The sequence below is a fragment of the Streptococcus sp. CL5.50 genome (assembly GCF_049738015.1).
GTDB lineage: Bacteria > Bacillota > Bacilli > Lactobacillales > Streptococcaceae > Streptococcus > Streptococcus mitis_CA.
On sequence record NZ_JBKOTR010000022.1, the window covers coordinates 1 to 11945 of the forward strand.

Genomic DNA, 11945 nt, shown 5'->3' on the forward strand with positions numbered 1-11945 from the left:
CAAGCCATCAGACTCCACATGACGTTGGCTAAGTGGCAAAGCGTATAATTCTTGAAGAAGACTAGCTAAATCCTCACTTTGACTTTCAGGAGCTGTTGCAGGATTTTGAGGAGTCTCAGATTGACTCGTTCTCACACTAGATCTTGTTTCAGCTCTACTAGAACGATATTCAACCGTACTTAATTGACCGCCTTTTCCAGATAAGAAGGCTTGGGCGGCAGCTAATTCACTGGCAGACAAATCACTCTTCGGAATATAGTGGAAGTGATTGCCATGAGGAACAATATAAGCATCACCCGTATCTTCGATGATATCAGATGCGTTAAAGATATAACCATCATCCGTTGTATAGCGTCCTTGAGCTCTGGCTGCAACTACTGCCTGATCGTTAGAACCACCCCCGTGATTACTACTATGTTCCTGTTTCTGACGTTTAATCTCTTCTTTTGTACGAATATTGTCCGCATGGGCGGCATCCTTGAGGTAAACATAGTATTTACCGTCTACCTTAATTACATAACCACCCTTGATTTCATTGACAATATCTGCATCCTTCAACTGATAATTCGGATCTTTCATCAGCAGTTCTTCACTGATGATGGCATCATAAGGAACCTTGCCATTATAGTAATGATAATGATCTCCATGAGAAGTCACATAACCTTGATCCGTAATCTTGATAACAATTTGTTCGGCGTTGATTCCCTCTCTCTTACTGACTTCATCTGGTGTCAAGTTCTCTGCCTTTTGACCAGCCTGATCACCATCTATATAAGCCACTCGATTAGAATCTTTCTTAACTTGACTAGCTTGGTAACGACCAAGTTCATAGGAACAAACGCTTATGGCAAGGACTGCCACTGAACCCGCCACATATTTTTTATTGATTTTCATTCTTTCCTCACTTTAATTCTTCTGCTAGAACACTCATATTTTCTTCCAGGTTTTCTAAATAGGTCTTGTCATTTTGTGGGTCTGCCTCTAAAGGATTCAGAGTTTTAAGACCCACACCTGTTGATTTGACAAGAGTTTCAGCTACTTTTGAAGAAGCGTTACTTTCTGTAAAAATCGTTTTAACTTTATAGGTTTTAACAAATTCCTGAATTTCTGTTAGTTGTCGTGGACTTGGTTCTTGTTCAGGAGAGATACCAGCGATTCCAAGTTGATTTAATCCAAATCTCTTAGCAAGATAAGAAAAGGCTGTATGCTGTGTTACAAAAGTTTTCTGACTCGCTTTTTCAAATTTAGGCTGGAATTTCTTAGTCAATTCTTGAGCTTTTTTGATAAAGGCTTGCGCATTTTTTTGATAAGTTTCTTTATGCTCACTATCCACCTCTGAAAGTTTATCAGCGATAATCTGAGCTTCTTCGCCAGCTTTTTCAGGATCTAGCCAAGTGTGAGGGTCATAGAGCGTTTTTTCATCAACTCCATCCCCTGCTTCCACATCTTCTAGCCCTGGGACTCGGTCTAAGGTCATTCCTTCAGAAGCCTCTAAAACCTTCACTTTAGATTTTTTAAGATTGGGGTCCAGACTTCCCGCCCAAGATTCAAGAGTATGCGAATGGTAAACAAAGACATCTGCATCATAGATGGCTGCGATATCATTTGCCGAAGGTTCAAAGGAGTGAATTCCACTACTTGACTGAATCATCCGAACATCATTCAAGTCACCAGATACTTCCTTGACCATAGCATAGACAGGATAAAAACTGGTTACAATTTTCATCCCTTTCCCAGTCTGACTTTCCTTTTGGCCACAAGCCCCTAAACACAAAAGAAAGACACTTAACAATACTAAAAATAAACTTTGTTTCTTCATAAACAACTCCTTAACTATTTAATTAACTGGTAAACATTCTACTCCTAAAAATTTAATCTGTCAAGCTATTTTTAGAAAAAATTTGAAATTTCTTTCACATATAAAAATCTGCTAAGTTCCAATAACTCAACAGATTCTCACTTTATTCTTCTATGGTAGAATGCTTATAACCATAAGTAAAGTAAATAATACTTCCTACTAACAATGCAACTAGGAAAGCAATCCAAGTTTCCATATTATACTGCAACATAAAGGATAAACAAATGATGATTGATAAAATCGGTAACAGAGGTACCAATGGTGTTTTAAATTCTCCAGCTTTGGGCATTCCTTTTTCTTTCCGTAAGCGAATCAGACCATAAGCCAGCATGATCAAGTAGGCCAAGGTACAAATATTTAAGAAGGCTGCGATACTAGCAAGAGGGAACATTCCTGCTGCTACTGCTGAAGCTAGACCGGTCAAGATAGTAGCATTCTTTGGTACCTTGCTAGTCTTTGTTAATTCTTTAAAGGCGGCAGGCATCAATCCGTCACGCGCTAAACTGTAAATCATACGAGATAGGGCATAAGTCATTGAGATACAAACCGTAATCAAGGTTAAGATAGCAACTAATGATACATAGTTGGCTGCCCAACTGATCCCAACGCTACGAAGGGCAAAGGCAACGGCATCGTCGACATTTAGATGGCTATAATGGACCACACCAGTTAAGACAAGCGTCACCAAGGCATAAAGAATGGTTACGATAGAAAGCGATAAGACAATCCCTCTAGGAATATTTTTTTGAGGAGTCTTGACCTCATCTACAGCCATAGAGATGGATTCGAAGCCTAAAAATCCAAAGAACATTAAGGACGCACCAGCCATAATACCAGTACTAGCACCATAGATTTGTCCAAAACCATAAGGAGCAAAATTGCTCCAATTATCAAGCTTGATATGCCAAATTCCCACCAAAATAAAGAGAGCTAAAGCGGAAAATTTCAAAATCACTAGAATAGAATTAAAACGTAATGCTGCTTTAGCATTGAGTAAAACAAGTGAGGTCACCAATACCAAGACAAGAATAGGCAATAAATCAACAAATGTCCCTGCTTGAGGATTAAAGGTACCATTTAAAGCCTGAGGAAGGGCTATCCCATATTGAGAGAGCAAGCCTTTAAAATAAGCTGCCCAACCCGAAGCCACACCAGATATGGCTGTCATGAATTCCATCATGGTTAACCAACCAGCCAACCAAGCTGGGAATTCTCCTAAAATAGCATAGAGATAGCTGTAGGCACCACCTGTAGCGGGTACTCGTGAAGCAAATTCTGCAAAAAAGAGGGCTGATAATCCTACACACAAGGCAGAAATGACGATTGAAATCACTAGGGCTGGACCCGCTAGAGTTGCGGCTGCAGTACCTGTTATTGTAAAGACACCTGTCCCTACCATGGCTCCGATACCCAGCAAAATCAAATCCCATAACTTCAAATGCCTGTGCATCTCCGTTTTATCCAAACTAACATTTTTTGTTCTAAATATATTCATCTTTGACTCCAAAATAAAATGATGATTCTATTTTACCATAAATATAGGATATTTGTGAATATTTATAAAACATTTTCCTAAAAAAATCTGACTACATCTTGTAATCAGATTTTTATCGATTCTATTTCATTTCTTTAAAAGCTGCTTCTGCATCCGCATTGCTGATAGCACCAAATTGAATCTTTCCAATCTTTCCTTGACTGTCAATTAGGTATTCTGTAGGAATGCTTCGAATTTGATAAGCTTGGAATGTGGTTGCTTTTGTGTCATAAAGAACTGGGATATCCTTATAACCTTGATCTTGGAACCATTGTGGGAATTGCTCAACAGTTTTTTCACCTTGAATTCCTGGTGCAATAACAGTAAGAATTTCGAAGTCACGATCTTGTTTTGCAGCTAATTCCATCAACTCAGGCATACTTTTTTTACATGGACCACACCATGAAGCCCAAAACTTCAAATAAACCTTTTTACCCTTATAATCAGATAGCTTAACTTCTTTGCCATCCATTGATTGCAAGGTAAAATCTGGCGCATCTTTTCCAACAGCAATTTGTTGTACAGTCGTTTGTTGTTGTTTTGGAGTTTGTTCTGGTGCTTGAGTCTTTTTAGTCTCTTCCTCACCACAGGCTATCAATACGACTAATGACAAGAGGCTTAAGCCAGCAAACATTACTTTTTTCATCTTTTTCTCCTTTATTCAAAAATTCCAGCTAGAACATTTACTTGTCCTAATAGTAACAAAATTCCCATTAAAATAATGAGCAAACCACCAATTTTCTTCAGTAACATCATATGACGTTTGATTTTACTAAAATAAGGCATCACTACACCAGAAGCTAGAGCCAAAACCAAGAAAGGAATAGCCATCCCTAGAGTATAAATCAAGGTATAGATAGCTCCTTGCCAAGCACCATTGCCTCCAGAAGCCGCAAGCGCTAAAACAGAACTTAAAACTGGACCAATACAAGGCGTCCAACCAAAGCTAAAAGTAATACCGAGTAAAAAGGCTGACCAATAACGATTGGCTTCTGATTTCTTAAAAGTAAAGCTTTTTTGAACCTCTAATTTCTTAAAATGAAAAATTTCCATCTGGTGAAGGCCTAAAATGATAATAATTGTTCCCATGGTATATCGAAACCAATTGGTGTAGAGAATATTACCAAAGTAACCAGCACCGAATCCTAGAATAAAGAAAATGAGTGAAATGCCTGCGATAAAGCAAAGAGTTCGAATCAGACCTGACCAGGCAACCTTTCTCCCAAACAAAGAAAAGCTTTTTGCGCTTTCCTGATCATCCAGCAAAATTCCAGTATAAACAGGTAACAGAGGAAAAATGCAAGGGGAAAAGAAGGACAAGATCCCTGCTAAAAAAACGGAGATTGAAAATACTATCGTTTCCAATAAAGAACCAACTTTCTTAATAATTCTAATCCTATTTTACTATAATCAATTTCATTTGTATGATTTCTGCTACGCAATTTGAATTAGTCTGTATTTGAAAGATTTTCCGGTACTAGTTCATTCAGATTCTGGCCCTTTTTTGCCTCCCTATACACAAAAAAGCCTACTGCTCAAGCTAGAAAACTTGATACAATAGGCTTTTTAAAGGTTGATTATTTAACAGCGTCTTTAAGAGCTTTACCAGCTTTGAATGCTGGAACTTTAGAAGCTGCAATTGTGATTTCTTTACCAGTTTGTGGGTTGCGACCTTTACGTGCAGCACGCTCACGAACTTCAAAGTTACCAAAACCGATCAATTGAACTTTTTCACCAGCTGCAAGGTAGTCAGCTACTGCTGAGAATACAGCTTCAACTGCTGCTGCTGAGTCTTTCTTAGTCAATTCTGTAGCTTCTGCTACTTTAGCGATCAAATCTTGTTTGTTTGCCATGTTAATGATTCCTCCAATTTAATTTCTAATTAACAATTATAATCATATCCTAAAATCCCTTTTAGGTCAAGTTAAAAACGCTATTTCTTCCCATTTTATTTATTTTTTTAAGAGTAGTAACGTACTAAAATAGCCCAAGCGTTCTCACCCGTGTGAGTTTGAATAATAGAGCCCGTTTCCAAAACTGAAATAGGCTTTTCAACATAAGCTTGTAAGCTTTCTTTCATCTCTTTTGCCCAATCAGCACTACCAGAATATGAAATTCCAATCTCTGCTACAGAACGTTCAGTTAGCGAACTTGTCAGCTCATCCAACCATTTTTTAAAAGTTTTAGCTCCACGACCTTTAACGATTGGCTGCAATTCATGGTCTTTCATCTGCATGACAACACGTATATTGAGAAGTGAGCTCAACAATCCAGTTACACGCCCAATTCGTCCACCTTTAACAAGATTTTCCAAAGTCGAAACGCCAATATAGAGTTCTGTGTGTTTTTTTACCTCTTCTATGCGAGTTAAAATTTCCTCCATATCTTTGCCTTCTTGTGCTAACTTCGCAGCCTCAACAACCTGGAATTTCAGGGCTTGGTCAGTGAAGGAACTATCAATAACTGTCACGTCGGCAGTAGATAAACTAGCACCCTGTCGCGCTGCTTCTACAGTACCAGAAAGAGCATGGGACATATGAATAGCAAGAATCTGGCTACCATCCTTGCATAGGTCTTCAAAAACTTCAGCGAAGACACCTACAGGGGGCTGGCTTGTTTTCGGGAGGTTCTTACTTACTTGCATCAACTGAAGAAATTTACCTTCTTCTTTCAAATCCGCATCAGAATAAACAACATTATCAATCATTACAGATAACGGAACAACAGTGATATCTAATTGTTTTACTAGTTCAGGTTCAATAGTAACAGATGAATCGGTTACAATCTTAATTTTTGTCATAGTATCAATCTTTCTATTTTAGGATTCAGATTGGTTTTCTTACTTTTAATTATATCAAAAAAAGATTAAAAATCCTAATGGAGTCATTCAAATTTTCCTTAAAAATTTGATATAATCTACTTATAAGAAAAGAGGTTCCTATGATTAAAAAAATTTACCCCATTTTAACCATTTTACTAGGTGCTGCTATTTATGCTTTTGGTCTGACTTATTTTGTAGTTCCCCATCATCTCTTTGAAGGAGGGGCGACAGGTATTACCCTCATCACCTTTTATCTTTTTAAAATCCCTGTTTCGCTCATGAACTTGCTGATTAATATTCCTCTTTTCATCCTAGCTTGGAAGATTTTTGGAGCAAAATCTCTCTATTCTAGTTTACTAGGAACCTTAGCCTTGTCCGCCTGGTTGGCTTTTTTTGAGCGTATTCCCCTTCATATTGATCTTCAAGGTGATTTACTGATCACAGCCCTTATAGCTGGGATTCTATTGGGAATTGGGCTCGGAATTATCTTCAATGCTGGTGGGACAACTGGTGGAACTGATATTGTAGCTCGTATTATCAATAAATACACTCATATATCTATGGGAAAACTGCTTTTTATCTTAGATTTTTGTATTCTCATGCTTATTCTCCTAATCTTTAAGGATCTGAGATTAGTTACCTACACGCTCTTATTTGATTTTATCGTTTCTCGTGTTATTGATTTGATCGGCGAAGGTGGCTATGCAGGTAAAGGATTTATGATTATCACAAAACGTCCTGACCAACTTGCTAAGGCGATTAATGATGACCTAGGTAGAGGCGTTACTTTCATCTCAGGTCAAGGTTATTATAGTCGAGAAGATTTAAAAATCATTTACTGTATTGTCGGAAGAAATGAAATTGTGAAAATGAAGGAAATGATTCATCGAATCGATCCTCAAGCCTTTATAACCATTACAGAAGCCCACGAAATCCTTGGAGAAGGATTTACCTTTGAAAAAGAATAAAAAGAGGTAATGTACTGAATTGATTTCTTTTAGAATCTACAATAATAACGTGAAACAATGATAATTTCTCCATCAAAGTAATCCTTTAAATCTTCTGTCGTGAGAGTATCGAATTGACTACTAAAATCAAGAAGATATAATTCCTCTACACCCTCTCGTTTTTACTTTCTTTCACGTTCAGTAGAGTTCAAAATAGGCAAAAACAATTCCGAATGATAAGGCTCTAAAGCAATCTTTAAAGATTCATTAAACATCATAACCACGATAGGCAACAAATCCTTCCTCGTAGCCTTGTTGGTAACACGAAATAATTATTTATCAGATAGTTTGCCAATATCTTTGTGGTTTTTATAGAAATAGTAGTAAATATAAAATAATTATTTCATAATGATATCTATTTCTGTAACAGAAAATCTGAAACATATTTTTTACCTGAAGTGTAACAGTGTAGAAAGTTCATTTTTTTGAAATGATTATAAAGTACAATATATTGAGGTAAGAATTTTAAAGCCAGAAAAACGCATTATATCAGGCACTTAAAAACTTGATACAATGCGTTTATTTAATATGAAAAGATCTACTAGATTCTTTAGAAATGAACTTCCAGTAGCCTTTTCACTTTTTATTAATAAGTCCCTTCTTCACCTTGGCTAGTCAAGATTACCGGACCATCTTTAGTAATGACAAATTGGTGTTCATACTGACATGACAATCCACCGTCAATGGTCTTATGCGCCCAGCCAGTTTTCATATCTGTATCGATTTCCCAGTCACCTGTATTGATCATCGGTTCAATGGTCAAGACCATACCTTCACGAAGACGGAGTCCTCGACCTGCAATACCATAGTTAGGAACCATTGGTTCTTCGTGCATGGTTGGGCCAACACCATGACCAACCAAATCACGCACTACACCGTATCCACGACTTTCAGCGTATTCTTGAATCGCTGCTCCAATATCACCGATACGGTTTCCAACAACAGCCTGCTCAATCCCCTTGTACATGGCTTCTTTAGTTACATCCATCAAGTTTTTCACTTCTTCGGACGGTGTACCGACAGCATAAGCCCAACAAGAGTCTGCTAGACCACCAGAATAGCTCTGAGTGTATTTCTTCATTTGATCCACATTGTTGAAGTTTAATTTTGAGACATTCAGGTCAGATTTAGCAATTGGGCCTCCCAAAACCATATCAACCTTGAGCAAATCACCATCTTTCAAAATATAGTGACGAGGGAAAGCGTGAGCTACTTCATCGTTTAAAGAGCAGCAGGTAGCATAAGGATAGTCCATCATAGCACCGTCAACTCCAATCTGAAGCGGAAGGAAATTTTCTTCTTTACAACGACGGCGAACGTATTCTTCAACTTCCCACATATCTACGCCTGGCTTAATCAAATCACGCAAGCCGATATGAATACTTGCTAGAAAATCACCGGCCTTATCCATAGCTTCGATTTCACGAGCTGATTTTAATGTTATCATTTTTTCTCCTAGTTTCTAATTAATTTTAACAGTCACATTTGCTTTTGAAACAATCTGATGACCATGATAAATATCGTAATCAATAATAGCTGACCGTCTCGTATGATGGATAATGCGTGCTTGAATGCGCAATATATCATCTATCTGAACAGCCTGCAAAAAGTAGATTAGCATCTGCTCAATAATAAGATTACGACCACTATTAACAACTAAATCTTGGGTCATGTGGGTCAGAATTTCTGCCAATACACCATTAGCCAAAACACCGTTCTTCTCTAGCATAAAGGGTTCCACTGTAATCACTACTTCATCATGGTGATAAGAAAGTTTTTGACCAATCTGCTCAGAAAAAGTAGGTAGAGCAGAAACTTGGGAACGACTCATCTTCTCCATGACATCTCGTCTGGTTACAACCCCAAGCAAGGTTTGATTATTTCGAACAACCGGTACCATTTCAAAGTCTTCAGCAATCATCCGTTGACTGACATTGGCAATATTTGTCGATAATCCAACCAAAAATAGACTACGAGACATGACCTTGTCAATTGTGGTGCTTGGTGACTTATCACCAGCGTCTCTCATGGTAACAACCCCAACAACAACCTGATGTTGATTGATAACTGGGAAACGGCTGCTACGATTCTTACGCACCAAGTCCAAATAATCTTTAACAGTGTCAGTCTCTCTCAGAAAACCATACTCATGACTCGGACGATAAAGTTTCTCAACTGTCAGAATATCAGTCTTGATTTGTACATTTGAAAGGGCTTTATTGATCATGGTCGCGACAGTGAAAGTGTCATGTTTGCTTCTTAAAACAGGAATTCCTTTTTGATTGGCCAGTTTAAGCACATCATCATGAACCTGAAATCCACCTGTAACCAGAACTGCATTTTCATTTTCCAGCGCTAATAATTGAATACGAGTCCGGTCACCAACAATCAAGAGTCCCCCATCATGAAGGTAAGATAAAATATTTTGCTCAGTCATGGCACCGATTGAAAACTTACTAAATTCTCTCTCTAAACCGTCTTGTCCAGCCAGAACCTCAGAAGAAGTCACTTCAGCAATTTCAGCAAAAGTTAATCTCTCTATAGCAACTTTCTGAGATTTAACACGGATAGTACCACTTCTTGGGCGAGTCTCTACAATTCCACGGTTTTCAGCTTCTTTAATGGCCCGATAGGCCGTTCCATCACTGACTCCTAGATGGTTGGAAATGCTTCGAACACTGACTCTTTTACCAACAGGTAATTCTTCCAAATAACTTAGAATTTCTTGGTGTTTACTCATTAATTTCTCCCTTTACAAAGCGAAACTCAAGATAATCTCGCATTTTTCTTGTATAGCGATCACTTCCTTTAAACTGACGGAACAAACGAAATCCAGACTTAAGAGCAACCCGTTGACTAGCTTCATTTTCAAGGTGGGTAATGATGGATAGTTGTTTTAAACCAAATTCCTCAAAAGAAAGCTGACAAAGTTTTTTAACAACTTCTGTCATGAACCCTTGCGACCAAGCGTCTTTTCTCAAAAAATAACCAATTTCTGCTTCTTTTTTTATTTCATCTAGCTTTTCAAACTTAATAGAACCAATCATTTGTTGATTTTTCTGGTCACAAATAGCCCACACTCCCAAAGGGGACTTCATAAAGTAATTGGCCAGTGCATATTGACTTTCTTCCAGACTTGCCTGAGTTGGGAAAATAAATTGAAGATTTTCAGGATTTGAGGCTATCTCATGGAAGTCCTGACTATCACTAAAAAAGAAAGGACGCAAATACAAGCGATCCGTTTCAAAAAAAGAAAACATTGCTAATTTGGTCCAAATATTCATAAACACCTCTACGGTTTATTCTTCAACAAGTGTAATATCCGCTCCTAGATTACGTAATTTTTCAATAATATCAGAATAACCACGTAAGATAAACTCGATATTTGTAATTTCAGTTTGCCCCTCGGCCATCAAACCAGCAATAACTAAAGCTGCACCAGCTCTCAGGTCAGTTGCTTTTACATTTGCACCACGTAAACTACGTCCACCGGTATATAAAATGTAGTTGTTTGTAGTCGTAATATCTGCATCCATCTTTGCTAGTTCAAAAACATGGTTTACTCGTTTTTCATAAATGGTATCAATAATGGTACCACGCCCCTCTGCTGTTAACAAGAGAGGAGTAATTGGTTGTTGCAAGTCAGTAGCAAAACCAGGATAAGGAGCTGTCTTAATATTGATTGCTTTCAAATTAGACTGTTCTTCGACAAAAATACTGTCTTCAGATACAGTCATTCTCACACCCATCTCTTCCAACTTAGCGATGAATCCTTCTAAGTGTTCGTATAATACATTGTTGATACGAATTCCCTTACCGACTGCAGCAGCTAAGGAAATATATGTTCCTGCTTCGATACGGTCTGGAATCACCTGATGACGGGTTCCATGTAATCTTTCAACACCATCAATAATGATGATATTAGTCCCTGCACCGCGGATATGGGCTCCCATATTATTCAAGAGGGTAGCTACATCAATAATTTCAGGTTCACGGGCTGCATTTTCAATAATAGTACGACCATTCGCTTTAACCGCAGCAATCATCGTATTGATCGTTGCCCCTACACTAACCGTGTCCATGTAAATACTTGCACCATGAAGTCCTGTATCTTTAGCAGATAACTTCATGTTATCTCCCTCGTAGCTAACAGTGGCACCCATAGCTTCAAAAGCCTTAAGGTGTAGGTCAATAGGGCGAGGTCCCAAATCACATCCACCAGGTAAACCAACAGTAGCTTCAGCAAAGCGACCTAAAAGACTTCCATAAAAATAATAAGATGCACGAAGACTATTGATTTTCCCATAAGGCATTGGAATATTTTGAACACCTCTTGGATCAATCTCCAAGACATCGTCATAACGCTTAACAGTAGCCCCCATTAACTCCATAATTTCGACAAGACTAGCAACATCGGAAATATCTGGTACACAATCCAAAGTCACAACATCATCTGCCAAAATAATAGCTGGAATCAAAGCTACTACACTATTTTTTGCGCCACTAATGGTAATCTCACCTTGCAGGGGCAAGCCACCATTGATAACAATTTTTCTCATTTTAAATTTTTAATACTCTTTCAAAATTTCTAAAAAGGTCCTACGTTAAAGTATATCATAAATTCACCCTTTTTTCCATCATTTTCAATTATATTAGCTGAATCGGATTTATTAGTAAATGAGCTGTCTTGAAATGTTTTACGCCTTTTTGCCCCCTAAATACAAA

Annotated in this window: 12 protein-coding genes and 1 pseudogene; 1 reads left to right on the plus strand and 12 read right to left on the minus strand. The window is 37.9% G+C overall.

Translation table 11 applies throughout. From position 1 onward, the window contains the following. The 7 genes from ACLNCV_RS09575 to ACLNCV_RS09605 form a co-directional block, all read right to left on the minus strand. The coding region (locus tag ACLNCV_RS09575) for a pneumococcal-type histidine triad protein (protein WP_424845152.1) at window positions 1–894 on the minus strand (894 nt) is incomplete at its 3' end. A gap of 7 nt (window positions 895–901) precedes the next feature. Next, entirely contained in the window at window positions 902–1819 is a 918-nt protein-coding gene (adcAII, locus tag ACLNCV_RS09580) for a zinc-binding lipoprotein AdcAII (RefSeq protein WP_049544284.1), read from the minus strand. Window positions 1820–1961: 142 nt separating this feature from the next. Beyond that, a complete protein-coding gene (locus ACLNCV_RS09585; RefSeq protein WP_001020315.1) occupies window positions 1962–3353 on the minus strand; it encodes an APC family permease in 1392 nt (463 codons plus the stop codon). Window positions 3354–3474: 121 nt separating this feature from the next. Continuing rightward, window positions 3475–4038 carry a thiol-disulfide oxidoreductase-associated lipoprotein SdbB gene (sdbB, locus tag ACLNCV_RS09590; RefSeq protein ID WP_000757365.1) on the minus strand — a complete coding sequence of 188 codons (564 nt, stop codon included), beginning with the start codon at window positions 4036–4038 and terminating at the stop codon, window positions 3475–3477. 11 nt (window positions 4039–4049) lie between these two features. Then, window positions 4050–4757, minus strand: coding sequence for a thiol-disulfide oxidoreductase-associated membrane protein CcdA2 (gene ccdA2 / locus ACLNCV_RS09595; protein ID WP_025171153.1), 708 nt, complete (start codon window positions 4755–4757; stop codon window positions 4050–4052). A 212-nt stretch (window positions 4758–4969) separates the two neighbouring features. Beyond that, window positions 4970–5245, minus strand: coding sequence for an HU family DNA-binding protein (locus tag ACLNCV_RS09600; RefSeq protein ID WP_001284642.1), 276 nt, complete (start codon window positions 5243–5245; stop codon window positions 4970–4972). A 107-nt stretch (window positions 5246–5352) separates the two neighbouring features. Continuing rightward, window positions 5353–6192, minus strand: a complete 840-nt coding sequence (locus ACLNCV_RS09605; RefSeq protein WP_308525605.1) for a DegV family protein — start codon at window positions 6190–6192, stop codon at window positions 5353–5355. 140 nt (window positions 6193–6332) lie between these two features. On the opposite strand from ACLNCV_RS09605, the gene ACLNCV_RS09610 reads away from it, so the two are divergent. Beyond that, a complete protein-coding gene (locus ACLNCV_RS09610) occupies window positions 6333–7181 on the plus strand; it encodes a YitT family protein (protein WP_000592065.1) in 849 nt (282 codons plus the stop codon). Window positions 7182–7234: 53 nt separating this feature from the next. Here ACLNCV_RS09610 and ACLNCV_RS09615 read toward each other — a convergent pair. From ACLNCV_RS09615 to ACLNCV_RS09635, 5 genes and pseudogenes are all read right to left on the minus strand, one after another. Beyond that, window positions 7235–7492 (minus strand): annotated as a pseudogene (locus ACLNCV_RS09615) (bifunctional riboflavin kinase/FAD synthetase); the annotation flags it as partial. Window positions 7493–7806: 314 nt separating this feature from the next. Next, on the minus strand, window positions 7807–8667 hold the full coding sequence (locus ACLNCV_RS09620; protein WP_000631537.1) for a methionyl aminopeptidase: 861 nt from the start codon (window positions 8665–8667) through the stop codon (window positions 7807–7809). 15 nt (window positions 8668–8682) lie between these two features. Further along, a complete protein-coding gene (gene spxR, locus ACLNCV_RS09625) occupies window positions 8683–9960 on the minus strand; it encodes a CBS-HotDog domain-containing transcription factor SpxR (protein WP_150922432.1) in 1278 nt (425 codons plus the stop codon). Continuing rightward, entirely contained in the window at window positions 9953–10504 is a 552-nt protein-coding gene (locus tag ACLNCV_RS09630) for a GNAT family N-acetyltransferase (protein ID WP_153199070.1), read from the minus strand. Before ACLNCV_RS09630 ends, spxR begins: the two co-directional genes overlap by 8 nt. A gap of 15 nt (window positions 10505–10519) precedes the next feature. Next, window positions 10520–11779, minus strand: a complete 1260-nt coding sequence (locus ACLNCV_RS09635) for a UDP-N-acetylglucosamine 1-carboxyvinyltransferase (protein WP_153199069.1) — start codon at window positions 11777–11779, stop codon at window positions 10520–10522. Window positions 11780–11945: the final 166 nt, after the last annotated feature.